Genomic DNA, 26,764 nt, shown 5'->3' on the forward strand with positions numbered 1-26,764 from the left:
AAATTTTAACATGTAGCTTAATTTATATAATTCTTTCATCAGAATCTTGAAAAACAATGGTTCTGTTTTCTATTTTCATTATTTTGTCGCAGTATGGAAGAATTCTATCATCATGCGTAACGGTAATAATGGCTACGTTTTGCTCTCTTGCGATTTTTTTGAGCATCTTTATAACACTTACAGATCTCTCGCCATCAAGTGCGGCTGTAGGTTCATCCGCTAAGATTATTTGCGGGTTGTTGGCTAATGCTCTTGCAATAGCAACCCTTTGGTTCTGTCCGCCTGAGAGCTGTGATGACATGTTATATGCTTTGTCGTCAATTTCAAGATATTTTAAAAGTTCCATAGCTTTTTCTTTTGAAATTTTCTCGCTTACTCCGTTTGCCTGAGGAAGAAGCGTTACATTTTCTATGATGTTTAAAAAAGGTATAAGATAGTGGGCTTGAAATATAAAGCCGATTTTTTCCCGTCTTATTTTTCGTGTATCTTTTGCAACCCATTTGTTGCCGTAAACTCTCTCTTCCCCTAGCCAAATCTCTCCGCTTGTAGGCTCTAGTACACATCCTATCATCATTAAAAGAGTGGTTTTTCCTGCGCCGCTTGGAGCAATCAGAGCAACAATTTCTCCTTTTTGTATCTCAAATGAGGCATTTTCTATAACACGCACAAGGCTATCGCCTTTGCCGAAATTTTTAACTAAATTTTGAACTTTAATAGCCGTATTACTCATTTATCCTCCAATCGCCGCTGCAGGGTCGGCACTTATAACTTTTTTAACACCCACAAAAGATGCCAATACCGATGCAACTACAATAACGCCAAAAAGTAATAATGCGTCATAAGCATAAAGTACCACCAGTTTAGGAAATTTATCGTAAGTCAAATGTGAAAATATATTTCCAAAGACAAAAGCAAAGATGCCTAAAATAAGAGTCTCTTTAACAATCATTGAAACTATTAAAGAGTTTGGAAGTCCCATAAGTTTCATTATGGATATCTCTTTCATCTTCTCTAACGTCATAGTGTATATAATCAAAGCAATAATTATCGTAGAGACTACAACTAGTATGATAGTAAAAAGACCTATCTGTTTAGAAGATCTCTCAACTAGATTTTTCGTAAGTATCTCTTTTTGCTCTTTTGCCGTATAAACGCTTTTGTGTTGCCATTTTTTTATCTCATTAGCAACTTCATTGATATTAAAACCCGGCTTTACTGTTGCTACAATGGCATTTACCAACACGGAGTCGCTATTTTTAACTCCTCTTGCCGTATTGTTTTGAATCTCTTTGTTAGAGTACAAAAATTGAAGTTCTTGAGCATCTTTTAGACTTATATAGACTAACGGGTCACCGTTGGAATAGACTGATTTATGTGTTACTCCGACAACCGTGTAAAAGTTTCTTCCTAGTTTTATCTTATCGTTTAGTTTAAAACCGCTCTTGTTTGTTACGACAATCTCATAATGGTCGTTTTTTAGCTCTCGTCCCTCTATCAGCCTATTTGGATTTATAGGACTTATTTTCCCGTAAATGTCATATCCTACTGCAACTGCACGTACAGGTTTGTCTTTATGGGGAAGCTGAATATTTTGAAATGTCATAGCTTCACTTTTATCTATGCCTCTCATCACATATATGATATCTTTAAAGTCTTCATATACTCTTGAAGATTCGGCAAACGGACCCATCGTGTTTTCTTGAACTATCCATAAATCTGCATTGATATCATCAAGTAAAACCTCGGCTTCAACTATTAGACCGCGATAAACGCCTATCATAATAAGCACTATACCAAGGAGCATTCCGACACCCATGGCAGTAACTACAAATTTGCCTAAAGTATGTTCGATATCCCTTCTTGCTAAATTTATCATCTAAATATTTTCATCCCATCACTTAGGGGTTTATTGTTTGGCTTGTATATAAGCAACTCCGTATTTTCGTCAATGCCTGATGAAACTGCAACTTCTTCATCATTTTGTGCCGAGATTGATATAGATTCAAAATATGCGTTTTCGCCTCTAGCTACCCACACACCCTTTTTACCGTTATTTGTTACAAGTAGATTAAGCGGAATTTTTAGAACGTTTTTATAGTCGGCTACTTCAATATTTACCTCAGCTTGTTCATTTATATAAAACGGTTTTGGTATTTCATCAAATTTTACCGCTATCTCTCTCTCAAGGGTAACAAGATTACTTGAAGCAACAATTCTATCAACACTGCCGAGTAACTTTTCGTTTGGTTTTGAGCGAAGAGTAATCGATGCTTTTTGATTAAGCTTTATCTGATTTGCCAATCTCTCATCAATATTTGTCTTAACCCAAAGAGTATTAGCATCAACTATTTTAAAAATTGCAGTTGATGGGAGTACATATTGTGATTGTTCTGCTTCTTTTGTTATTACATAACCGTCAACGGGAGAGTAGATTTTAAGTCTGTCTAGTTTTGCCTCAATGGCTTCTATGCTTTTTTGCACTCTTTTTTCTTCAGACGCGGCAGAGGCTATTTGCGCTTTTGAAGCTTCTATTTGTGCATTGATATTTTGCAGGTCGCTTTTTGCTTTGTCATACTCTGCCCCGGTAGCAAACTTTTGCTCTATTAGTTTCTCGTAGCGGTTGAAAGTGGCTTGTATGAGTGATTTTTGAGCCTGCAGACTCTCTAGGTTGTTTTTGGATGCTTTGGCTTCATTTTTTGCTTTGTTCAGTAGAAGTTTTGCCTCATCAAGAAGCATAGGAGCATCAACCGCATCTATTGTTAAAAGAGTATCTCCTTTTTTAACCCACTCTCCTTCGTCAACAAAGATACTTTCTATCTTTCCGCCGCTTTGTGCCGTAATTGTGTAGATATTTTTAGCATCCACATTCCCGATTCCGCGAACACCTACATGTAAATCTCCGATTGTCGGTTTTATTGTTTTAAATGTCGATTTTACTACATATATTTTATTATAAAAAATAGCGGCTATGATTGCAATAATAACTGCGGCTATTGCATATTTAATCCATCGTTTCATTAGAATTGTCCTTGTAAGTAGTCTAGTTTGTTTATAATTTTGTTGATAAAGAGCTTAGTTTCAATAAGCCCCAATTCTGCAAAAAGATGTGTGGAAGCGGCGTCAAGAACTTCAATGTATGTTGAAAGCCCCTCTTTGTATCTTGCCTCAATTATCTCTTTGGTTGCAAATGATGACTCTATGAGAGCCTCTTTCGCTTTAAGCGTGAGTTTGTATCTATCCAAATCTATCATCAAACCCTCAAACTCCTCTTGAATAAGAAGTTTTTTTGAGTTGTATGACTCTTTTGCTATCTCTTTTGCTATAGCGGCTTGTTGGCTTTGAGCGCTTATCCGTCCGCCGCTGTATATCGGGATATTTATAGTTACTCCAATCGTTGATAAATCATAACTGTTTATAGAACTTTGATGTATATATGATGCCATAGCGTCTATCGAGCCGTAATGTTGTGCTTTTGAGGCGTCATATATCAAACCCTCTTTTAGAATTTCCTCTTTAAAACCTTTTAACTCAAAGTTCTTTTCAAATATATCTTTTAGAGTCAAGTCTTTATTTTGAATATTTTTTTGTAATGAGTTTTCTACAAGAACGGTGTCAAAATCAATTCTTTCCCCCATGTAGATAGAGAGTGTGTTTAGAGCTTTGTGTAAATCGGCTTTTGCACCTGCAAGGTTGTCCTTTGCTATATACACGGCGCTAAGGATACTTGTGGCGTCTGCGGCAGTTTTCAAGCCCTCTTTTACAAGAGACTCGGCTTGTCTGTAAAGCTCCTCTTTTGTCTGCAAATCTTTTTGTCTTACTTCTATTGCTTTTGTATGGACAAGCGCCAAATCATATAGATTTTTTATGTTATAAACCAAAAGAGCTTTTTTATCGTCTAGCGACAAATCGGCTATGTTTTCATCTTTTTCATAAGCTTTTATCGTTGAGGATGTTTTGTCGTAGTCGTATATCTTTTGGTTCGCCGTTGCGCCTATTTGATAACTGTCGTCATTGATTGTTTTAAATTCTCCGTTTTGCGGTAGGGCAAAAGTGTTTATGGGGTTATACTGTGCATTAAAATTTATTTGCGGCATATAATCTGCCTTTGCAACGTCAACTAAAGACTTTCTCTGCATAACACTAAGTGAGAGTTTTTTAAGATCGGGATGATTTTTGAGCGTTTTGTCGATACACTCATCAAGCGTCAATACTTTGGCATTTACTATCAATATGAGTAGATACAGATATATAAATAAAAATTTTATCATACCCAAATCCTTTTTTTATTTTAAAATAGAATAATTATTGTACTTATTATTTGTGAACTTATTGTGAAATAATTAAGCAAAATGATAAACAAAGCCAATTATCAAGCATCATTGGCTACCATACGAAAAATAGTAATATATAAAAAGTTTAATTATGAAAAATATGATTTACAAATCAAAAATAGGCGATATAGATTTAACCAAAGTTACAAAACTCTATCCTGCGGCAGTCGTAAATGCACACGGCGAAGTTGCCGAAATGAGTTTGGAGTGGGCTGATTTAAACGGTAATAAAGTTGAGATAACTTCCTATGTTTTGGTATTTGATTTTACACTCCCAAAACAAGAAGAGCGTGATAAAAAAGAGCTTCATTTCAATACGAAAGATGAACTTATAGCGGCTATGCAAGAGGTGTCACAATTTTATCAAGACTAATCTCTCATGACACGCGTAGAGTATTTTCTATCGCTATTCCAGCCGCTCTAAAACATCTTGTCGATATACTTCAGATTCTTGTAGATATGCTGATGGTCGGTACGGTAAGTGTTTCGGCACTTGCGGCGGTGGGTATGAGTATGCAGTTTATGATGATAATAAACGTTCTTATGACTCTGTATGTCGTAGGCGGCAATGCTTTGATATCAAGATTTATAGGACAAAGAAGAAAAAGACGCGCATCGGCACTTCTTTACTCTCTTACAATTTTTGCGGCAGTACTTTCGGTTTTTGTAACAATTGGCGGTTACACAGGAAGTGAGTACATGTACTACATGATGGGAGCAGAGGCTGATGTAGTACGTGAAGGCTCACTCTATTTTAAAATAATCTCACTCGGAATCGTAGTGATATTTATAGATACGCTTCTTTACAATGCTCTCTCGGCGGCGGGAGATACAAAAAACTCACTCTACATTAAACTTATCTCAACTGCCATAAATGCATTTTTAAATTATGTTTTTATATTCGGGCATTACGGATTTGATGCGATGGGGATAGAAGGGGCGGCTTATGCAACGGTAATCTCTTACTGTTTTAACGTAGCGGCATATTATATGCTCATCAAAAGAGCTGATGCTAAATTAAATTTAATCCCTCTTATTAGAGTAAAAGATTTGATAAGAGTTTGGAATGTAGGCTGGAGTGCCGCGCTTGAGAGAGGTATTTCAAGTATGTCGTTTTTGATTTTTGTAGCAATTATTGCGGCTTATTCAACCGAAGTTTTAGCCGGCTATCAAGTAGGACTTCGCATAGAGGGAATCGCTTTTATGCCCGGATTTGGTTTTGCTATAGCCGCAACTGCGCTTGTAGGTCAAAATTTAGGCGCTAAGAACAAAGAGAGTGCCTATAAAATGGGAATTATAAGTGGAAGAATTGCCTACATGTTTATGGGAAGTGTCGGTCTTTTTCTTATACTTTTTCCTGAGTTTTTGGTAGGTTTTTTTACAAACGACAGAGCTACTATAGCAGTAGCATCATACTACTTGATACTTGTCGGTTTAGCTCAAATTCCTCTTGCAATTATGTTTGTCTATTCGGGGGCACTAAGAGGTGCCGGAGCGACAAAAACAACGTTAAAAGTAAATGTTTTATCTCTATGGTTTTTTAGAGTAATTCCATCATATATAGCTTATAAAATGGGATACGGAGTTGTGGCTATATTTGTAATTATGAATATTGAGACGCTTTTAAAGGGAATTATCTACATGTATATATATAAGAAAAGAGCATGGTTGGAAACTAATATCTAATATAAAGAATAGGTTAATATTTTATCTTAAGATGAAAATGATACAATTCATAGACATTTATAAATTACATGTGGAAATAGATGAATACACCTGCCAAAACAAAACGTAATACACTTATTTTAACTTCAGCTATTTTAGTGCTTTCGTGGGCTGTTATGTATCAGTTTTTGGAGTATAAACTAAAAGAGTCTATCAATGAGCAGTTCCAAAGAGTGGCTAAGAGCACTGAAGCGCTTTTTGAAATAAATATGAAAAACGATAAAATAGAGTTTGAATATAAACTAGATGATATAGTTGCGTCAGAGGGTTTGGCAAAAGCAATTGCAAATAGAGATTATGCACAAATAAATTCTATAGTTTCCCCACAGTACAAACGGCTTAAATTAGCTAAAAAAGCCGTAAATATTCTAACATTTCGCTCAGTTGATGGTGTTACGCTCTTTCGAGCACATAAACCTGAATATTTCGGTGACACTCTTAATGAAAAAAGAACATTAATCACAGATACGAATACTCTGCATCGCTCTTTTGGCGGTTTTGAAGTCGGTAAATTTGAGATGACTTACCGCATTACAAAACCTATATTTTACAATCAAGAGTATGTCGGAAATGTTGAACTCGGTATCTCTCCTACGGAGTTTTTAAAAGATTTAAATTCAATATTTAAAGCCGAGATGGGCATAATAATTGATAAATCATTGCTAGAGATAATGATGGATAAATCAACTACGGCTATTGATGAGAGGTATATTCTTATTAATAATGCCCAAAATATAAAAAAATATTTTTTACAAAATGACAAAAATAGTTCAAAATTGTATAGAGTAGATATGAATATCTCTCTTGAAAATCATTTATCGCAAAAATTAGGATATTTGGTAGTCGGTCTTGATATATCAGATATTGTAAAAAAAGATGAAGAGTTTATATATACTCTCTTTTTTATGGTTGTGATAATGATGTTTGCATCCGGTGCCGTACTGCATCAAGGTTTTAATAAAATGTTGAATTACTTTTCAAGACAGGTTTATACAGACCATTTAACGGGACTTTTAAATAGACATTCATTAAACGATGCACTTTACTCTAAAGATACTAAGTTGCTTATACTTAGCAATATTAAAGAGTTTAGTCTTATAAATGAGCTCTACGGTGTTGATGTCGGAAATGAGGTATTAATTCAGGTTGCAGATGCATTTCGGCATTTTGGAGATGAGCATGGGTTTGACACATATAGGGTTTCATCCGATGAGTATGTTTTGTTGAAAAAAGAGAGTAATTTTGACGAAAAAAAATATTTTAAACTTGTTGAAGAGTTGCAAAGTAAAATTAACTCGCTAAAAATATTAATTGTCGGTATGGATGATGTTTTGGGTATTGAGATATATTCAGGAATGGCACTTGACCATGAACACTCTTTAGAAGATGCTCAAATGGCGCTTAAAAAAGCAAAAAAACAGTTTGTAAACTACATGATTTATTCACAACATGTTGATACGAAAGAACATTCGCAAAAAGTCATAAGCGTAAAAAGAACAATCAGACATGCACTAGAGCATAAAAACGTGATTCCATTTTTTCAGCCAATAACGGATAGAGAGGGAAAAATTGTCAAATATGAAGCTTTGGTAAGAATAGTTGAGTTTGACGGCGGCGAGAAAAAGATTTTATATCCGAACGAGTTTTTAGAAATATCTATGAATAGCGGTTTGTATATAAAAATTGCAAAAGAGATGTTAGAGCTTAGTTTGGATTTTTTCGCTAAAAGAGAGGAAAAAGTCTCCGTAAATTTTTTGCCAAACGATTTTTTTAATGCTTCCATTATGGAAACATTAATAAACAAAATAGAAAAATTTGATTCGCCGCAAAGAATAGTTGTTGAAGTGACCGAACAAGAGGGCGTGGAAAATTTTGAAAGACTTATGAAAGTTGTTAAAAAGCTAAGAGCAATCGCTATTGATGACTTTGGCAGTGGATATGCAAACTATGTACAGGTTTTAGAAATTAAGCCTGATTATTTAAAAATAGACGGCTCTTTGATACAAAATATATTAACTGATGAAAATTCAAAAATATTGGTTAAGAGCATTGTTAGATTTGCACAGGAACTGAACATTATCACGGTTGCTGAGTATGTAGAAAATGAAGATATATTTAACCTCTTAAAAGAGTACGGCGTAGAAGAATTTCAAGGTTATTACTTCGGTCGCCCTATGGATTTGATAGGCACTCAAGCAGAGATTAAATAAGATTGTTGAAATATCGTACACCCCATCGTTAGCAGTTTATTTTGTTCTTGTTCTGTTTTAACACCTTTTGCTATGACTTCAAAACCAAATTCTTTTCCTATAAATAGTATAGTTTGAATCATAGTTTTGCTATTTATGTCTTCATGCATAGAGTAAATTAATGATTCGCTTATTTTTAATTCATCAATAGGTAGAGTTTTTAGATACGACAAAGACAAACAACTACTTTCAAAATTATCTATAGAAAAAGACAATCCAATTTTGTTTAAATCTTCTATTTTTTCAAGTATATTTTTTATATCTTTTGAAATAAATTTTTCCGACAATTGCAATCTTAATAGTTTAGGATTAATATCATATTCATTAAACATTTTTTTTATATCAGCAAAAAAGTTAGTTGTCGTAAGTTGTTTGATGCTTATCTCTATGGAGAGTCTCCAATCTTTTTTTATTTTATCTTTTTTCCACTCATTTAGCTGTTTAAATGCTTTTTTGAGTACCAATTTTTCAATCTCTATTATTAAACCGCTATCTTTTGCTACCGGAATAAAATAAGCCGGTAACACAATGCCTTTTTTAGGATTTTGCCACCGTATTAATGCTTCTACACCGATTATATTTTGGTCTTTATTTAGAGAAATTTGCGGTTGATAATATAAAACAAACTCTTCGTTTTTTAAAGCATTTTTTATCTCTTTAATAGTTTTAGTTTTATGTTCAATGTTTTTTTGCAGTACGGTATCAAAAAAATAAAAATTATTTTTACCGTTTTGTTTTGCCATGTACATTGCACTGTCTGCATATTTAATAAGCTCTATATCTGAATGTTTGCTTTCATTAAACATTACTATACCGATACTTGCGCTTATGAAAAAAGTATATTCATTTATAATATAAGGTCTATTTAGTTCTTTTAAAATCTTTTGAGCTATACTCCTTACTGCTTCTATCGCAACACTCTCATTTGAAGTGCTTGTATCTGCCAATATTATAAATTCATCTCCGCCTAGCCTGCCTATTCTATCATTTTCACGTAATATTTTTTTTATTCTGTCTATTGTTTCAATTAAGGCAAAATCGCCTATATCATGACCTTTTGTGTCGTTTATAATCTTAAAATTATCAAGGTCGATAAATAAAAGTGAAAAATAAGAGTTGTTTCTACTACTGATTTTAATAGCATTTTGTATAAATTTTTTTATTAAACTTCTGTTTGGTATATTTGTTAACGTATCAAAATTTGCCAGTTTCAGATTTTTTTCTTCAAGCTCTTTTTGAAGTGTTATATCTATCCCTATTTGAATTTTTACTTTTTTTTTCTCATTCCAGTGCATGATTTTAGTGTTAAACAGGTATGAGCGACCATTAATGGAGTTTTTATTTTCCCATTCAAATACAGCTCCGATGCTTTGTGATAAATGATTGTCTGTTTGTTGAACAGGACAAAATGCACATGGGCTATTTTGATTTTTTTGTAGAACTTTATAGCACACTTTGTTAATAATGTCTCCAAATTGTTCTTTACATTTATTGTTTGCATATATAATTTCATAAGTTTCCAAATCTATTACATAGATTAAAGCTCCGGTATTATTAATTATTGCTTCCATTGAGTTAAAATCACTGTTTATGTTCATAATATATCTTTTAATTAATTTAACCTATAGGCTATATACTCATAGATAATTGTCATAGTGATTATAACTCATTAGAATAGAAAAAATTATTAATTATTAATAAGATGATAATTTGAGGATAAGATTTGAGTATATTTGATGATTTGTGCGTAGCCGATGATGAAGAGGTTAAAGAGTTTATCAAACGTGTTTCGTCCAATATTAAGCGAATAAGGCAAGAAAAAGGCGTTACACAGCTAGAATTAGCTCTAATGATAGGGCAAAAATCTTCTGCCTTTTATGCAAACGCCGAAAATGCGGCTAAAAATAGAAGATTTAATTTAGAACATATTTATAAAATTGCAAAAGCTTTGGATGTTGACGTCATAGATTTTTTTAAATAAGTTCATTGATTTTAGCCTTTTATTCCATCCGCACGTGGGGCGAGTAAAAAACCAAAAAACACTTTTATATATATCATAAAAGGAATTGTCCAGATAATCGATGAGTAAAGATAAAGTACATGTGAATACTCCTCAAAAAACGGTATCAGACTTCTCATAAGCGTGGCAAGGATAATCAGTCCTACCATGCTGTGTGTATATATATTTGATGTTAAATGTCTCCCCGTATGAATCCATGAAATTATCATCATGATAACTATGTAAGAAAGCCCGATTCCGCCGCTTGTAATAAAGTGTCTAAAGTGGCTTAGAGTTCCAAGTTCATTGTTTAAAACACTCCATCCCATCATTGCATAACCTATACTAAAAAGAACATAGATAGTTCCAAGATATATGACGTAAGGTTGATTTAGTATAAATTTGTCTTTGAGTTTATACTCGGCAGTAATCCCAAGTATTGCCGCTGCAGAGGCAAGTCCTAACCATCCCAGAGCAGAGTTATTCGGGTATAAAAACTCAACTATCGTAAATATGGTAACTGCAAAAATTGCCAAATTTGTTTTTGGAGGACGTGATAAAAAAACATCGTCTATACTTTTATCCTCCATAAGCTCATTTATAGCTTCCATATTTACGCGTCTAAGAGCCAATAGTACCAAAACTACTATCGCTCCCGTTGCAATTTTTAAGATATCCAAAGCAGGAGTTGTTGCAAATCCTGCAACTGAAGCAAAAAACCACACCTCGATTATAAACAGTGCCAAAGCGGCATAACCTATGGAAGCGTGTCTTTGAAGCTTGTCTAAAACGGCAAATCTTGCAAACCAGATAATCCATCCAAGCATGGCAAGGTTTAAAAATGCAACTAGGTAAATGCCTAAATAGTCCATGAACCAGAAACTGATTCGCCCAAGCAGCCAAAGAATAACTACATGTTTTAATCTTTTGCCCACTAACGGTACAAGTCCGGGAAAAAGTTCAGGAAGTCCAGTAGCCAAAAAAGCTAACGTTCCTGCCGTGATAAGCCCAAAAAGCATCTCGTAAATATGCCATGTCAAAATATCCGAGATAAAGGGCAGAGCTATAATGCCGCTCCATACAAGTCCCCATAAAATCATGCTGATAATCACATAAGGGGCAAATACTAAAAAGATGGCGCGAAAACCGTACGCTAAGTAAGGCGGAACATCTTTTTCATCGGGATAGTAAAGGTAGTGATTTGTTGCATGAAGCTGTTGTGCCTGTTCTTTTTTATCACTCATTACTTTAGTTCCAGTTCAAATGTATTTATTATCTCGTTATCTTGTAAAATCTCTGCACTTTTGCCGTAAACGTACTTATCGTCTCTTTGATTTTGCAACACATCAAATCTAAATTTTTTGACGATATGACCGGGGTCTGCTTTTAAAAGAAGCATTTCGTCACTTAGGCGTATAGCTTCCATCAAATCATGCGTGATAAACAAAATACTTATCTCTTTTTTGCTTATCATGTCTATAAGAATTGATTGAAGCTCTTTTTTTAGCCCGATATCAAGTGCGGAAAAAGGCTCATCTAAAAAGAGCAGAGACGGTTTAACAACCAATGCCCTTGCAAAAGAGACTCTTTGCTTCATTCCGCCGCTTAAATCTTTTGGAAATTTTTCAAAATCCTCTTTATCAAGCCCGAATCTAAGAGCAATATCTTGTGATTTTTTTACGGCTTCGTTCTTTTTTTCGCCTTTTGCAAGCAAACCGATAGCTATGTTGTCAATCACGTTTTTCCACGGAAGAAGTCTCGGCTCTTGAAAAGCAAAAGCACTGCTTAAAAATGTATTGGTAACGCTTCCTTCCTCAACATCAAGCAGATTGGCGCAGAGATGTAGCAGTGTTGTTTTACCGCCTCCGCTAGGACCTACTATTGCTAGAACCTCGCCTTTGTCAAGCGTAAAATTTATATTTTGTAAAATTTTTGTAAACCCAAAACTGTGATTTAGATTTTTAACCTCTAGTCTCTCCATAATTCAACCTCTCGCTTAATCGGCTCTAGGATAATATACTCTATAAACATAAGCGAAGCTATCATGATAACCACTATGGATAGTGCAGTAGGAGTATCAAGCTGGCTTCTCGCAACTGCAAGTGAAGCACCGATACCGTCGCTTGTAGCAAGAAGTTCTGCCATTATGACTATCTTCCATGCCATACCAAGACCGCTTACCCAGGCAGGAAAAACATAAGAGAATATATGCGGAAAGTAAACGTCAAAAAACTTCATGTGCCACGGAAAGTTAAAACTTTGCGCCATCTCTTTTAAATTGCTCTCAAGCGTGCGTGTTCCTTGAAGCGCGCCTACAAATATGATAGGAAACGAGGCTACGATAACGGTAAATATTACAGTCTCATCACCCATACCAAACCATATCATGGCAAGAACTATCCATGCGATAGGCGGCATACCGACAAGTATGGTAACAATGGGACGGCTCATCATGGAAGCGGTAGCAAAAAAACCGGCTAGAAGTCCAAGGGCAGTGCCTATAATAAGAGATAAACCAAAGCCGATAGAAGCACGGTAGAGAGTAGTATTTATCTCGGCTATAACATTTTCATCGTGAAGCATTGTATTTAGAGTTTTGAAAGTCTCAAGAGGAGAAGGCAGAACTAAATTTCCGTAAATTTGTCCTCCTGCGTCCCAAAGTGCTATAAAAAGCAGTATTGAAGAGAGTGCACCCCAGCCACTCCAAAGATAGGCAGGAAAATCTTTAATGATTTTTAGTGTAAATTTCATCTCTTAAAGTCCAAAGTAGAAGCTGTCTTGCGGCAGTTTGTCGCCTATACTTTTAGGATCTTCATCTTTTAAAACATTAAAGAAAAATTCCAAATCTTTTTTTGCATTTGCCGCACTTACGCTTTGAAGTCTTACATGTGAAATAGAGTCGCTTACTCCGTCTTTGTTTAACATGTTAAGAGTTTTGACAACCAGTTCTCCTGCTTCTTTTGGATTTGCTTTGTACCATGCGAGAGATTTGTCGTACTCTTCTTGAAATCTTTTAATAACATTTTCATTTTTCATTCGACCCATTACGGCAATTCCGGCTTGCGGAATATTACCGTTGGTACCATATACTTTAGCCCACTCCTCTTGCAAATCAACGCTTCTGTATAAATCAGGTGCAACAATGCTAATAGGAAAAGATTTTGTTTTTCTCAGTGCCATGGAAATTGCCGGTTCAGCTAGAAGCGAATGGTCTATTCTCCTCATTATAAGCATTTGCATAGCGTCAATCGGGCTTGCCACATAAACAAGTTCAAAATCTTTTTTCGGATCTAAACCCTCTTTTTTTAGCAGCTGCTTAAATACGATATCAGGCATATCTGCGCGAAAAGGAACCGCAATCTTTTTGCCTTTAAAATCTTTAAGACTCTTGATTGAGTTATCACGGCTAATCATCCCTAAAATCCCCCAAACAGATACATTTAGAAGTTTTATATCCACGCCTTTATTGTTTAAAATTGCCGCCGTATTTGTAGGAACCGCTAAAAAATCCACATCACCTTTGATTGCCATAGCGCGAAGCTCGTCCGGATTTTTCCAGAGCTTAAACTCTACCTTGTTTGCAACGTCACGTAGAGCATTTGTCTCTATCATGTGTAAAATTGGATGCGAAACGGAAGCAAAAGGAGCGGCTACTACTATTTTGTCTAACTTTTCGTCTGCACTAAGAACATTTGAGAAAGAGAGTAGCAATGCAATTAAAACGTAAATAAAACTTTTCATAATTTTCCTTCTAAATAATTAATTTTTGTATAGTACTGATTTTGATATTAATTATCATTGATTTTAATCAAGATTAAGAAAGTATATACAATTCTAATAATATATAAGCTAAAATTTTACTATGAATTTAAATGAATATAAAAAAGCCGTAGAGCAGTTAAACCTCTACTCATATCACTACTATGTCCTTGATAATCCAATTACAACTGATGAGGTTTACGACAAGCTTTACCATGAGGTTTTGGAGTATGAAGAAGCTCATAAAGCAGATATCTTGAAAAACTCTCCGACTCAAAGGGTAGGAGACGTTGTATCTGAAGGATTTTCTAAAGCTTCACATCTAAGCAGAATGTGGAGTCTGGAAGATATTTTTGACACAGATGGTCTGCAGAAGTGGCTTACGAAAACTTATAAACTGGATGAAAACATCTCTTTTTACTGCGAGCCGAAGTATGACGGTGCATCGTTAAACCTTATCTACGAGAACGGCGAACTATTTCAGGCCATAACAAGAGGAGACGGCGAAATAGGCGAGCTTATCACTCAAAATGTAAAGACGATTCGCTCTGTTCCACTTACTATAGAACATAAAAATAAAATTGAGATTCGCGGCGAAGTGGTTATTTATAAAGATGAATTTGCAAAGATAAATCAAGCAAGAGTAAAAAACGCTGAAGCGGTATTTGCAAACCCTAGAAATGCGGCGGCGGGGAGTCTTCGTCAGCTTGACTCAAGCATTACAGCTTCAAGAAATCTCGTCTTTTTGCCTTACGGTGTAGGCGAGAATACGCTGGAGCATAAGCTGCTTAGCCAAAAGATGGAGTACATTTATTCATTGGGTTTTAAAAGACCGCCTATACGCTCTACATGTAAAGATTTTTACGAGATAGAAGCTGTGTATCAAGAGATGAACAAGAACCGCGACAATTACCCTATGATGCTTGACGGCATGGTAATAAAAGTGGATGAGATAGCCGCGCAGATAGATATGGGTCATACGGTCAAAAATCCTCGTTTTAGCGTCGCGTACAAGTTCCCCGCTGTTGAGAAGATAACAACCGTAAAAAAAATAATTCTTCAAGTAGGGCGTACGGGCGTTGTTACTCCCGTTGCCATTGTAAAGCCGACAAATATTGACGGTGTTATAGTTGAGAGAGCAACACTGCACAACTTTGACGAGATAGATAGAAAAGATATTCGCTTAAACGACAAGGTAATCATCCTTAGAAGCGGTGATGTTATACCAAAAATCATAAAAGTTTTAACTCATGAGAGAGACGGAAGTGAAGTAGAGTACAAACGACCGACAGAGTGTCCGGTTTGTAAAAGTGAACTTCTTGATGAGGGTGTACTTTTGAAGTGTCAAAACCTTACATGTGAAGCTAGGGTTATAAACTCCATCATCTATTTTGCCTCAAAACCGTGTCTGAATATTGACGGTTTGGGAGTCAAAATAGTAGAGGCGCTTTTTGAATCAGGTTTGGTAAAAAGCGTGGTGGATCTTTTTGATTTGACTCTTGATAAGCTTTTGATGCTTGAAGGATTTAAAGCCAAAAAAGCTCAAAACCTGCTTTACGCATTAGAGAAGGCAAAAAGGTGTGAATATTGGCGATTTGTTAACTCTTTGGGGATTGAGCATATCGGAGAGGTTGCCTCTAAAACTCTAAGTGCAAATTTCGGCAGCGGTTTTATGGATGCTACAAAAGAGCAGATAATATCATGCGATGGAGTGGGCGAGGAGATGGCTGAATCTGTTTTGGAGTTTGTAAGAGTAAACAGAGATACTATTTTAAGACTTCAAGATATTTTAAAACCGCTTGAACCGTTACAAAAAGAAGAAGCCAAGGATAATATCTTTAAAGGTAAAAGCGTTGTACTGACTGGAAGCATGAGTGAGTCCAGAGATAAGATAAAAGAGATGCTTGAGAGTTTAGGGGCAAAAGTGGTAAGTTCCGTATCAAAGAAAACCGATTTTGTAATTTACGGCGAAGATGCGGGAAGCAAATACGACAAAGCAATGGATTTGGGTGTAGAGTGCCTAAATGAAGAAGAGATGAGAGGCAAAATTGAGCAGACTTGATAACTATCTGGTAGAAAATGGCTTATGCGAGAGCAGAAACAAAGCGCAAAGTATCATAAAAGAGGGGCTTGTAAGCGTAAATGGCGAACAAATAATAAAGAGTTCGCATAAACTAAAAGAGGGCGATGAGGTAAAAGTAAAAGAGCATAAAGAGTATGTCTCTCGCGCCGCTTTTAAACTAAGTAGCTTTTTGGATGAGCTATCCCTTGATTTAAAAAACAAAACAGCGCTAGATATCGGCTCATCAACTGGCGGTTTTACGCAGGTTCTGCTAGAGAGCGGAGCTAAAGAAGTAACTGCCGTAGATGTCGGACGAGACCAGTTACATGTAAGCCTGAGAAATGATAAAAGAGTCCACTCATACGAGGGTTGCGATATAAGAGAGTTCAGAAGCGATAAAGTATTTGACATAGTTGTAAGTGATGTTGCTTTTATCTCCTTGCTTCATATATTAGACGATGTCGATAGACTCTCAAACGATAAAATTATTTTGCTTTTTAAACCACAGTTTGAAGTAGGGCGAGAGGCAAAGAGAGATAAAAACGGCGTCGTAACGGATGAAAAGGCGATACTTCATGCTATGATAAAATTTGAAGATACATGTAAACTAAAAGGGTGGAAATTGGTTCAAAAATCAGCTTCAAAACTTACGGGCAAAGAAGGAAATTTGGAGTATTGTTACCTTTTTGGGAAGTAAAATATGACAAATTGTAATATTTTGAAGTTAGCTTTTTTTGAAAAGTTATAATATTTGAAATAGTTGTTTAAGGAAAAACCGATGAAACCAAACGAATCAATCAAGCTCTTTGAAGAGAAAAAGCTTAGAACTCTTTGGGATGAAGAGCAAGAAAAGTGGTATGTGTCTATCGTAGATGCTATTAAAATTTTGACTGATAGTCAAGATTTTCAAAGAGCAAGAAAATATTGGAACAAATTAAAACAACGATTAAAAGATGAAGGAAACGAAACGGTGACAAATTGTCACCAGTTGAAAATGAAAGCAGAAGACGGGAAGATGAGGCTCACGGATGTAGCCGATACCCAGCAGCTTTTCAGACTTATCCAGTCCATCCCCTCGCCAAAAGCAGAGCCTTTTAAACTTTGGTTGGCAAGAGTGGCAAGTGAGCGACTTGATGAGATGAGCGACCCTGAACTTAGTATCGACAGAGCGTTAAAGCAGTACTTAGAGCTTGGGTACAGCCAAAACTGGATAAATCAAAGATTAAAAAGCATAGAAATACGAAAAGAGCTTACCGATGAATGGCAAAGAGTCGGAGTGCAAGAGGGAGCGGAGTTTGCGACATTAACCGACATCATCACAAAAACTTGGGCAGATAAAACCACAAAAGAGTACAAAATCTTAAAAGGTCTAAAAAAAGAAAACTTGCGGGACAACATGACAAACACGGAGCTTATCTTAAATATGTTGGCGGAAGCTTCAACAAAAGATATTTCAGAAGCGATAAATCCTAAGAGTTTTGAAGAGAGTAAAGATGTAGCAAAGCAAGGCGGCAATGTAGCAAAAGTCGCAAGAGCCGAGCTTGAAGCAAAAACAGGTAAAAAAGTAGTAACTAGTACAAATGCAAAAAATTTACTAGATGATAAAATAGAAGAAAAACGATAACAATAATAAATTTTATGGATTTAAATTAGATAATTTTAAAAACGACACGACCTGTCATGTAGAGGTATTAAACTTCTTGTAAATTAAATATACAAGGAGACGACATGATACCATTTATCATAGGCGGAGTGGCACTTGCGGCTACGGGTTACGGTGTAAAAAAATATTTAGAAGAAGAGGTCATTATAAAGTCAAAAATTCCAAGAGTAGATTTGTCGGAATTTTTGGTAAAAGAAGAGGGCAGTGTTTTAGAGGAGTACAAAAATATAAAACTCTCTTTAGAAAAAACAACCCTCAAAGAGATGCAAAACGCATTTAAAGAGATAAAAAATCTCAATCTTCCTGCATTTAAAACTTCAGAGTCATGCGAAAACGACAAAGATAAATATCTGTTTTTGAATAAATCAAATATATCATTGCTAGAGGAGTTCATAAACATACTCTCAAATGCAAGAACTATGCAAGATATACTGCTTGACGAATTAGACATAATTATAATGAAGTACAATGATTATAACAAATATAGCGAAGAGCAAAAGATGAAAGTGCGAGAAGCAGTGACACTTTATCAAGCCACTCAAGACGCTATAAACATTCCGCTGAGTTATGACGGTACCTCTATAAACAGGACTATAAGGAGAGCTTTTGCAAAGCTTAAAGAGTTGCTAGAAGCGGAAATCAGATAGTTAAAAACTCTTTTATATCCACTTCTAGGATTTGAGAGATTTTTAAAAGTTGTTCTAAGTTGAAATGTTTGCCGTTGTAGCAGATCTCTGCACCAGAAACTACGGAGACGGATTTGTACCCCATCTTTAGTGAGAGGTCAAGCTGAGATAAGCCTTTGGCTTTTCGGTACTTTGCTACATTTTTGCCGATGGCTTGATATAGCTCGTCAGATGAGAGTGTATTCATAAGCTTACAACCTGCTATGATAGATAATGTTGTTGTAAGTTTATCTTGTGTAATATTTTTGACAATCTACTATATAGCAGTGTATGATGGTAGATAAAAGGTAAGATGTGATTCTTATAGTACATACTGCGATAATATCGTTCATAATGTATATGATATACCTTGCAGGTAAAGAACAAAGGATGATAAGCAGAACTTTGAGCCTGACTATCATCGTCTTGATATTTGCCGCTATGCCTCCACATGTAAAAGGATTGATGGTTTTGGGAGTTGTTGTTTACGGCGTTATTAGCGTTGTTTTTAGTGAGGATGATTAAGATTTTGTTTGGTAGAATAGTATTAATTTAAAATAAGGAGCATTTGTGAATTTAAAAAGTTATAAAGAAGATATAGATATTCAAGAAATAAAATTAGATAAAGCAATACAAAATTTTTTAGAACGAAACAGTTATGAAAATTATGATGTTGTAAAAGTAGATATTGAAGAAAATATTGATATAGATTTTGTAAAAATAAATCATATTTCTTATGATAGAAATAAAGATGAAACAGATATAAATCTTGTGGATTTTGAGCAGATATTAAGTGCAATATCTTCAAAGGCACGAAAAATAATTTATATAGTTGAGGGTGATAGAGACGGTATAAGTTTATATCTTGGAACTCAAAAAAATTCAGTAGATTTTTTAAAAAATACTTTTGACGGTATATATTCCGGCTCAGAAATCGAAATCAGCAAACCAAAGTTTGATAATAGTAGTTATTCAAAAGCTATGTTAGGAATCCCGTCTTTAAAAAGAGATTCTGATAAAGCTTATAAACAATCTCTTGAAAAGATACTTTTTCCAATGCAAAGTAAGAGTTTTCGCATAGTAATAGTCGCTGAAAGTTATGACAATAGTACAATCAAAGAGATAATTTCAAACTATCAAAATCTTGGAAATGAACTTCATAGACTAGTTAAACAAAGTAAAAACGAACAGGAAAGTCATGCTGATTCTCAAGGTATTACTTTAACAAACGGTTCTAGCATCAGCAATACAGAAGGAAAGAGTGATAAATCTCTTGATAGTAAAATAGGTGCAACTCTATCCGTAGCAATTGGTGCTAGCATTGGTGCCTATTTTGGTCCAGCAGGAATTGCTGTTGGAGCAAGTATAGGAGGAACAATAGGAGGTAGTGTATTTGCTGAAACAGAAAGCACTTCCCGAACAAACTCTACAAATGAAAGTACAAGTAAAAATCAAAATACCACAAAAACTGATACCTTAGGTATAACTTTTGATGAAATCAATAAATCAGCTGAGTATTGTGAAAAACTCATTGATAAATATATTGAAAGATTCCAAAAAGGTTTAAATCATGGAATGTGGAATAGTTCTCTATATATCCAATCAGATGATGAAACAACACTTGCAGAGCTAGAGCATACTTTAAAAAGTGTTTATAGCGGAGATGAAACATACTTTGAAGCCATAAGATTTAGTGAAGATTTAAATGAAAATCAAAATATAAAAGTTGAAAACTTGCCAATATTGTATTTTGATAAATCAATACAACATCCCATACATAACTCTTTTTCAGGTTTTTCATCTGCGATAAATACAGAAGAGTTATCTATACTTTCAGCATTGCCAAATAGTGATATAGATGGAATTAGCGTCTCAAAGATTTCTAGTTTTGGACTTACACAAGCTAAAAATATAGATAAATATAACTCTATAGAACTTGGAAATGTTCTAAACAAGAAAAAGCCTACAAATCAAAGATTTAAACTCTCTTTAGATGGTTTAAATTCGCATCTCTTTGTTTCAGGTATCACAGGTGGCGGAAAATCAAACACTATTAAAGGTATTTTAGAAAAACTGCAAGATAAAAACCATTTAGAAAATAAAATACCGTTTTTAGTAATAGAGCCTGCAAAATCAGAGTATAAACATCTACTAAAAAAGATACCAAATCTACAAATATTTAGACCGGGGGCAAAAGGAGATATATTTAGATTTAACCCTTTTGTTTTTGAACATAGTAGAGAAAATCATAGTGTAACTCTTACCAAACATGTAGATATGCTAAAAACTACTTTTAATTCTGCCTTTCCTATGTATGGACCAATGCCGTATATACTAGAAGAAGCTATCCATAATATTTATAAACATAAAGGTTGGAGTTTTGAAACGGAAGACCATCCATTTTTTACAGATTCTAGTGAGGCAGATTATGATAGGAAAAGTTTACTTTTTCCAAATATGGAAGATTTAAAAGAGGAAGTTATAAGAGTTGTCGATAATGCAGGATATTATCAAGATTTGCAAAACAACATCAAAGCTGCCTTAAAAACAAGGATAAACAATCTTACATTAGGTGTCAAAGGTAAAATTTTCAACTCAAGACATACTTTTGATTCTAAGCTTTTGTTTGAAACGCCTACTATTATAGAGTTGTCAAATATTGTAGATGATGAAGAGAAAGCTTTTTTGATGGGGCTGATTCTTAACAAACTTTATGCTTATAAAGAAGAAAAAGGCAGCAGTAAAGAGTTAAATCACATTACTGTTATTGAAGAAGCTCATAGGTTATTGCCCAATATATCTTTAGATAAAAGTGGAGAAGAAGCTAGTTCAAGAGCTAAAGCTATTGAGACTTTTACAAATATATTAGCAGAGATTAGAGCCTATGGAGAGGGTATCATCATAGCTGACCAAATAGCTTCAAAACTTAATAGAGATGTTATAAAAAATACAAATATAAAAATAATCCATAGAACGATGGATTATGAAGATAGGGAAATAGTCGGCAAAGCCATCAATCTTACCGATGAGCAAATACTTGATATTGCAGAATTAAAAGCAGGTGAAGCAATTATTCATAATAGAGATATTCATCAAGCGTTTATGGTAAAAATAGATGAGTTTAAAGAAGAGAAGATATCTAATGATGAAATAACTAAATTTTATACTAGATTTATAGAAAAATATGACAATTATAAGTATGAACTACTTTTTGAAAAATGGTTTTGCATTGAAAACCATGAAAAACAAGAGATAAATAATCTTGATTTTGATATTTTAAAAATCAAGTTTATAGCATTTATAAACTCTATTTTCTTTAATTCAAAAAATATTTTAGAGAATTGGGAAAAGTTAAAAAATAGTATAGGAGACTTGACAAATGAACGGGCTTATATCTACGCAGTGACTAAACTATGGAATCAACTAAATTATTTGTCAAATATGCAATTTTATAAAAATATAGATTGCTATATGGATTCAAGTAGAAGTTTGATTACTTTATTGCTTACGATAATCGAGAATAAAAAGGACAAGCTAGATGAAAGAGTAGAAAATTTTAAAAATTGCTTTTTGCATAGTAATCTTCAACGAGTATATCCGTCAATGAAATATTATGAATATGAAGCTATAGACTTTACTTTACTTCTTTTGGAAAATATTACTTCAAATGAAGAAATTTATGAATATGTAAATGAAGTTATGAAAGAAGATATATCTCTAAATGAAAGGTTAGATAAGATTTTGCAAAAGGTATTTAAAACAGTATCTCCTGAGCTAAGATGTTCTCTAGGAGCAATAAGAGGCGGGAAAAAAGAGATAGATTTCTCAATTATTGCAAAGGAGGGTTTTTAATGTATGAGACTATTATAAAAGAGGTGGCAAAAAATGCTGAACATCTTAGACCATCATTTGATGAAATCAATAAAAAGATGTCACCAAGTGAATTATTAAAAAGTTCTGAGAATCTTGGTATTAGTGGGGATATAAATGAGATTACTAATATTGAACAAGAAGTTGAAGATGGGTCAAAAAAGATAAAAACAATAAATGAAGACTTAGAAGGAACGGAACACCCTGTAACAGGAGTTTCTTATGAAAAGGATATTTTACCAGATGGAAGAGAAGGGGTGTTTCCTGTTTTTCCATATGTTACAGAAGTTCAACTACCCGAAGAGTTATTGAAAGCAACAGATGCTAAACAGTTTAAATTTTGTAATCAAGAATTGAAAGAACAGATTAAAAATAATCCTGAATTAAGAGCGAAGTTTACTCCAGAGCAAATAGAACAAATTGAAAATGGAAGAACTCCTAGTGGATATACTTGGCATCATAATCAACAAGATGGTAAAATGCAATTAGTACCAACAGATATACATGATAAATCAGCACACACAGGTGGTAAAGCACTTTGGGGTGGCGGACAAGCTAATAGATAAAATAAGGAAAAAATATGAAATGGATTTTGAAAAAAACAAACATTGGTGAAAATGAGTTTGAAGAAATAGAAAATAAATTAGATGTGAATTTTCCATCTAGTTTCAAAAAAGTTGTTATAGAAAACAATGGTGCTTCTCCTGAAAAAATGTTATTTGATACAAAAAACACAAAAGAGAGAGTTGCTGAATATTTGTTGTCATTTAGCAAAAAAGATAAAGATAATATTCTTGATGTATATAGCTATATAAAGAATAGATTTAATAATAAGTTAATACCAATTATGAAAGACCCTTTTGGTAATTATATATGTTTTGATTTTTCAAAAAAAGATGAACAAGAGTTGTATTTTTGGAACCATGAAAATGATAGTATAGAGTATATTGCTAAAACATTTTCACAATTTTTAGATAGTTTATATGAATAAAATATATGGTGAAGTGATGCAAAACAATATAACAAAATCAGAATTAAGAAATAAAATCGAAAATTTAGAAAATTATTTTTCTAAATATAAAAATAATGCTTCTACAAAAAAACTTGAAGAAGTCAAAGAAAAACTAGATAACCAAGAGTATAAAATAGCAGTTGTTGCAAATATGAGTTCAGGAAAATCTACCTTTGTAAATGCGTTATTCGGTAAAGAAGTATTACCAGCATTTAATCATGCAACCACAGACAGTGCAACATATATTTATTCTAAGCCCAACATAGAAAAAAAGGCTGAAATATTTTTTTCTGATGGTAAAAAAAGTATTATAGTTATGCAAGATTTAGAAAAAGAGATTAAGCAGTATGCTCAAAAAGATGAAGACTGCGAAGATGATAAATATAAAAATGTTGAAAGAATTGAGTTATATTATCCTTTTGAAAATCTTCAAACCTCTTCAAGTGAAGATTTTAGTATCACTTTTATAGACACTCCTGGACCAAATAGTACAGGAGATTATGGGCAAAAGCATAAAGACCAAACAAGGAGCGTATTAAATAGTGTAAATATGGCACTGTTTGTATTTGATTTTGGGCAACTTGATGCAAACCTAAAAAGTGATGAGCAGGGTTTATGGAATACCATAAAAACGAGATATGAAAAAGACAAAGATTTTGAAATCTACTTTTTAATCAATAAAATTGATATGGCGATGGAAGACAACTTCAAAGATGTAAAAAATGTTGATGATGCTAAAAATAATTGGGGTATTCATGAGCAAAAAGCCATTGACAGGTTAAAAAAAGCTGCAAATGATTATGGGATTACTGAACCCAAAATATATACAGTTGCTTCTAAATTTGCACTTTTGGACAGAGATGATATTTTGTGGGATAGCCCATTAGAAAGTTTCCAAAAAAAATTTAAACAAATTTTTACTGATACAACTGATATATGGGAAAGCAAATATATAGAGTATCTTGGAATTTTTGAGCTTGAATCTGATATAAATAATTATATTAATACAACTCTAAAAGATAAGATTTTTAAAACTGCTCTGGATAATATAGAAGCTGTTAAAAATGATGAATTGATTAGTTTGATAGGCAGAAAGCAAACATTAAGCAAGCCAAAAGAAGAAGCAACTAGAAATGTAAATAAAGCTTTGGCATTTTTAGATGGTAAAGCTAAAAAACTTGAAGAAGATATGAATAATGAATTTAAAGAATTATGTACCAAAGCTACTGATGAGGTAAATAATCTTATAGATTCGGCAATCCAAAATGAACTTTATTTAAAAATTGATGAAATGGCAAAAATAGCTATTGCTTATGCTGAAGCTATTGCCGGAGGCGAAAATCCTAACAATGCAAAGAGATCGGCAAAACAATTCTATACAAAAATTATTTTAGAGCAAGAAGTGTCGTTAGAATTAGAAGATAGTATCGATATGAATCAAGTATTATCTGAAATGCAAAATTACACAAAAACACTTTTTGAAGATTATAAAAGAAACTATCTTGATGTAAAAAGTGATTTAAAAAATAGTTTTGCAGAATATGAACGAAACATTTCTAAAGTATTTAGAGAAGTAAAAGATAGCTTGAATTCACAATTAAAAGATGCTTTGGATATTGATATACAAACTATAGAGATACAAACAGTTGATATTGATTCAACTTTAGGTTTTGATGTAATTATTCCAGATAGTGTATTGGATTACAAATATCAAGAAGCAGAATATAGAACTGAAAGTGCTTCTACTTGGTATAAACCATGGACTTGGAGAGACACAAATAGAGTTAAAACACAAGATGAAAAATATACTTTAACTATAAATCCTCAAGAGTTAAAAAAATCTATAGAAGAAAATATTAGTGGCTCTATAAATCAATTTAGCGAGAAAGAGAAAGAAAATTATAAAAAAGCCATAAATGACTTAAGAGGAACGAACTCTAGTATTTTTCAAGATTTTAGAATAAATAAGCAAAAAGAGATAGATGAACTTCAAAATGCAATCAAAAGGAGTGAAAAAGAGTTAGTAGTTGTAGAAGAACAACTAGAATATTTTAATAGTTTAACAAAGGAGTAAAAAATGGAACCCGTAGCAGGAGCAGGAATATCCGTAGGAACAGTAGTTTTAATAGGCGTAGTTATAGCAGGAGTTGCTTATTTAATTTATAAAGGCAGTAAAGTAAGTAGTTCTACACAACCAATAAAAAAATTAATTGATGATGATGATAAATATAAAGGCTATAAAATTATGATTGAAAATGCAATAAAAGAGAAAGATTGGCAAACTTTAGAAGATTTTCTTGACTCACGAGCAAAAAAGTATCCAGATTTGATTAAGATAATAGAAAAAGCATTAAAAGAGAGAAAATGAAAAAAGCAAAACAACAGTATAAAATAGCTGTTGTTGCAAATATGAGTGCAGGAAAATCTACTTTTATAAATGCTCTATTTGGGAATAGTGTCTTACCTTCATATTCTCATGCTACGACAGATTGTCCTATTTACATTTACTCAGATGATAATCCTCATAATGACATGGCTATAGTGGAGTTTATGGATGCTAGAACGCCTATGCAACTTTCTAAAGCTCAAGTTAAAGATGAGTTAAAAGATTTTGCAAAAAAAGATACGGATGATTTAGATGAAAAATACAAATTGGTTTATAGGATTCATTTGTATTGGGATTTTCATGTTTTAAAAAATAGTGAGAAATATGATATAAATTTTGTAGTTATAGACACTCCAGGACCAAATAATACAGATGAACATGCTTTTAAACACAATGATATTACTAAAAATATTATTCTAAATGAAGCACATATGGTTTTGTATTTGTTTGATTATGGGCAAATTGATGCAAATTTAGAATCATCAAAGAATAATCTTTGGGGATTGATTAAGCAAAGAAAAGAAAAAGAACCAAATTTTGAAGTATTTTTTGTAATAAATAAAATTGATAAAGCTTTTGAAGATAATAAAAAAATAGAAGAAATTAAAAATTTATCTTCAAAAGAAGAGTATTTTAAAAATATAAAAAAATATTGGTTTTTTCATGAAAAAAAAGCAATAGAAAAAATAAAAAAAAGTGCAGTAAAATATGGTTTTAAAGTAGAAAAAGTTTTTACAGTTTCTTCTAAGTTTATAGAGTATTATAGAGATAAAGAGAATCTAAATTTTGAATATTTAGATGATTTAAACGGTTGTATAAACTTCTTTAAAAATACATTCGGGGAGTTGTTTTGGAATAGTGAATTTGAAGATTATATAGGGTATGAAGCTATTGAAAATGAGTTAATTAAACATATCAATGATAGGAGTAAATCATAATCCAACCAAGCTTATTTAAATATATATATGCCCAGAATATGGGCATAAGAAAAGATAGAGTTGCCAAACGACAAAGCTACTCTTTTAAATATAATTGTTTAGATT

Annotated in this window: 25 protein-coding genes; 15 read left to right on the forward strand and 10 right to left on the reverse strand. The window is 33.4% G+C overall.

All coding sequences use genetic code 11. The features are described from left to right. Positions 1-22: 22 nt before the first annotated feature. From A2530_RS02200 to A2530_RS02215, 4 genes are read right to left on the reverse strand one after another with little or no spacing between them, the layout of a single operon-like run. On the reverse strand, positions 23-730 hold the full coding sequence (locus tag A2530_RS02200; protein WP_294884336.1) for an ABC transporter ATP-binding protein: 708 nt from the start codon (positions 728-730) through the stop codon (positions 23-25). Further along, positions 731-1,876 carry an ABC transporter permease gene (locus tag A2530_RS02205; protein ID WP_294884335.1) on the reverse strand — a complete coding sequence of 382 codons (1,146 nt, stop codon included), beginning with the start codon at positions 1,874-1,876 and terminating at the stop codon, positions 731-733. Continuing rightward, a complete protein-coding gene (locus A2530_RS02210) occupies positions 1,873-3,018 on the reverse strand; it encodes an efflux RND transporter periplasmic adaptor subunit (protein ID WP_294884333.1) in 1,146 nt (381 codons plus the stop codon). Before A2530_RS02210 ends, A2530_RS02205 begins: the two co-directional genes overlap by 4 nt. Further along, positions 3,018-4,268 carry a TolC family protein gene (locus A2530_RS02215; RefSeq protein WP_294884331.1) on the reverse strand — a complete coding sequence of 417 codons (1,251 nt, stop codon included), beginning with the start codon at positions 4,266-4,268 and terminating at the stop codon, positions 3,018-3,020. Before A2530_RS02215 ends, A2530_RS02210 begins: the two co-directional genes overlap by 1 nt. Before the next feature lie 154 nt (positions 4,269-4,422). Between A2530_RS02215 and A2530_RS02220 the strand changes: the two genes are divergently transcribed. The 3 genes from A2530_RS02220 (at position 4,423) to A2530_RS02230 (ending at position 8,266) form a co-directional block, all read left to right on the forward strand. After that, entirely contained in the window at positions 4,423-4,704 is a 282-nt protein-coding gene (locus A2530_RS02220) for a hypothetical protein (protein ID WP_294884330.1), read from the forward strand. Positions 4,705-4,739: 35 nt separating this feature from the next. Continuing rightward, positions 4,740-6,017 carry an MATE family efflux transporter gene (locus A2530_RS02225; RefSeq protein ID WP_294891415.1) on the forward strand — a complete coding sequence of 426 codons (1,278 nt, stop codon included), beginning with the start codon at positions 4,740-4,742 and terminating at the stop codon, positions 6,015-6,017. 80 nt (positions 6,018-6,097) lie between these two features. After that, positions 6,098-8,266: an EAL domain-containing protein gene (locus A2530_RS02230; protein WP_294884328.1), complete on the forward strand. Its 2,169-nt coding sequence runs from the start codon at positions 6,098-6,100 to the stop codon at positions 8,264-8,266. Here the strand turns inward: A2530_RS02230 and A2530_RS02235 are convergent. Next, positions 8,248-9,903, reverse strand: a complete 1,656-nt coding sequence (locus A2530_RS02235; RefSeq protein WP_294884326.1) for an EAL domain-containing protein — start codon at positions 9,901-9,903, stop codon at positions 8,248-8,250. The genes A2530_RS02230 and A2530_RS02235 overlap by 19 nt on opposite strands. A 125-nt stretch (positions 9,904-10,028) precedes the next feature. Between A2530_RS02235 and A2530_RS02240 the strand changes: the two genes are divergently transcribed. Continuing rightward, complete coding sequence (locus A2530_RS02240) at positions 10,029-10,286, forward strand: helix-turn-helix domain-containing protein (protein WP_294884324.1); 258 nt, start codon at positions 10,029-10,031, stop codon at positions 10,284-10,286. An 11-nt stretch (positions 10,287-10,297) separates the two neighbouring features. Here the strand turns inward: A2530_RS02240 and A2530_RS02245 are convergent, their stop codons facing one another. From A2530_RS02245 to A2530_RS02260, 4 genes are read right to left on the reverse strand one after another with little or no spacing between them, the layout of a single operon-like run. Beyond that, positions 10,298-11,548, reverse strand: coding sequence for an NnrS family protein (locus A2530_RS02245; protein ID WP_294884322.1), 1,251 nt, complete (start codon positions 11,546-11,548; stop codon positions 10,298-10,300). After that, positions 11,548-12,285 (reverse strand): ABC transporter ATP-binding protein, encoded by a 738-nt coding sequence (locus A2530_RS02250; protein WP_294884321.1) that lies wholly within the window; start codon positions 12,283-12,285, stop codon positions 11,548-11,550. The genes A2530_RS02245 and A2530_RS02250 overlap by 1 nt, the downstream gene beginning before the upstream one ends. Beyond that, a complete protein-coding gene (locus tag A2530_RS02255) occupies positions 12,273-13,055 on the reverse strand; it encodes an ABC transporter permease (RefSeq protein WP_294884319.1) in 783 nt (260 codons plus the stop codon). Before A2530_RS02255 ends, A2530_RS02250 begins: the two co-directional genes overlap by 13 nt. 3 nt (positions 13,056-13,058) lie before the next feature. Next, the gene (locus A2530_RS02260; RefSeq protein WP_294884318.1) at positions 13,059-14,045 is read right to left on the reverse strand and encodes an ABC transporter substrate-binding protein; all 987 of its coding nucleotides are present in this window, start codon (positions 14,043-14,045) and stop codon (positions 13,059-13,061) included. 121 nt (positions 14,046-14,166) lie between these two features. On the opposite strand from A2530_RS02260, the gene ligA reads away from it, so the two are divergent. The 4 genes from ligA to A2530_RS02280 all read left to right on the forward strand — a co-directional run bounded on the left by ligA (position 14,167) and on the right by A2530_RS02280 (position 18,435). Then, positions 14,167-16,125, forward strand: coding sequence for an NAD-dependent DNA ligase LigA (ligA, locus tag A2530_RS02265; RefSeq protein ID WP_294884316.1), 1,959 nt, complete (start codon positions 14,167-14,169; stop codon positions 16,123-16,125). Further along, a complete protein-coding gene (locus A2530_RS02270; RefSeq protein ID WP_294884314.1) occupies positions 16,112-16,822 on the forward strand; it encodes a TlyA family RNA methyltransferase in 711 nt (236 codons plus the stop codon). Before ligA ends, A2530_RS02270 begins: the two co-directional genes overlap by 14 nt. 81 nt (positions 16,823-16,903) lie before the next feature. Then, positions 16,904-17,749 carry a Bro-N domain-containing protein gene (locus tag A2530_RS02275; protein ID WP_294884312.1) on the forward strand — a complete coding sequence of 282 codons (846 nt, stop codon included), beginning with the start codon at positions 16,904-16,906 and terminating at the stop codon, positions 17,747-17,749. 104 nt (positions 17,750-17,853) lie between these two features. Continuing rightward, a complete protein-coding gene (locus A2530_RS02280) occupies positions 17,854-18,435 on the forward strand; it encodes a hypothetical protein (RefSeq protein WP_294884310.1) in 582 nt (193 codons plus the stop codon). Here the strand turns inward: A2530_RS02280 and A2530_RS02285 are convergent. Next, a complete protein-coding gene (locus A2530_RS02285) occupies positions 18,428-18,661 on the reverse strand; it encodes a helix-turn-helix transcriptional regulator (protein WP_294884308.1) in 234 nt (77 codons plus the stop codon). The genes A2530_RS02280 and A2530_RS02285 overlap by 8 nt on opposite strands. Positions 18,662-18,768: 107 nt before the next feature. Here A2530_RS02285 and A2530_RS02290 point away from each other — a divergent pair, with 107 nt between their 5' ends. Genes A2530_RS02290 through A2530_RS02320 form a run of 7 tightly spaced genes read left to right on the forward strand, consistent with a single transcriptional unit; the run spans position 18,769 to position 26,659 of the window. Continuing rightward, positions 18,769-18,978 (forward strand): hypothetical protein, encoded by a 210-nt coding sequence (locus A2530_RS02290; RefSeq protein ID WP_294884307.1) that lies wholly within the window; start codon positions 18,769-18,771, stop codon positions 18,976-18,978. Between the two features lie 45 nt (positions 18,979-19,023). Continuing rightward, positions 19,024-22,305, forward strand: a complete 3,282-nt coding sequence (locus A2530_RS02295) for a DUF87 domain-containing protein (RefSeq protein WP_294884306.1) — start codon at positions 19,024-19,026, stop codon at positions 22,303-22,305. Further along, positions 22,305-22,889, forward strand: coding sequence for an HNH endonuclease (locus A2530_RS02300; RefSeq protein WP_294884304.1), 585 nt, complete (start codon positions 22,305-22,307; stop codon positions 22,887-22,889). The genes A2530_RS02295 and A2530_RS02300 overlap by 1 nt, the downstream gene beginning before the upstream one ends. 14 nt (positions 22,890-22,903) lie before the next feature. Next, a complete protein-coding gene (locus A2530_RS02305) occupies positions 22,904-23,314 on the forward strand; it encodes an SMI1/KNR4 family protein (RefSeq protein WP_294884302.1) in 411 nt (136 codons plus the stop codon). Beyond that, positions 23,307-25,409, forward strand: coding sequence for a dynamin family protein (locus A2530_RS02310; protein WP_294884300.1), 2,103 nt, complete (start codon positions 23,307-23,309; stop codon positions 25,407-25,409). The genes A2530_RS02305 and A2530_RS02310 overlap by 8 nt, the downstream gene beginning before the upstream one ends. Positions 25,410-25,412: 3 nt before the next feature. Further along, positions 25,413-25,703 carry a hypothetical protein gene (locus A2530_RS02315; protein ID WP_294884298.1) on the forward strand — a complete coding sequence of 97 codons (291 nt, stop codon included), beginning with the start codon at positions 25,413-25,415 and terminating at the stop codon, positions 25,701-25,703. Continuing rightward, positions 25,700-26,659 carry a dynamin family protein gene (locus A2530_RS02320; protein WP_294884296.1) on the forward strand — a complete coding sequence of 320 codons (960 nt, stop codon included), beginning with the start codon at positions 25,700-25,702 and terminating at the stop codon, positions 26,657-26,659. The genes A2530_RS02315 and A2530_RS02320 overlap by 4 nt, the downstream gene beginning before the upstream one ends. Positions 26,660-26,764 lie beyond the last annotated feature (105 nt).

The organism is Sulfurimonas sp. RIFOXYD2_FULL_34_21, from assembly GCF_001830805.1.
Classification (GTDB): Bacteria; Campylobacterota; Campylobacteria; order Campylobacterales; family Sulfurimonadaceae; genus Sulfurimonas.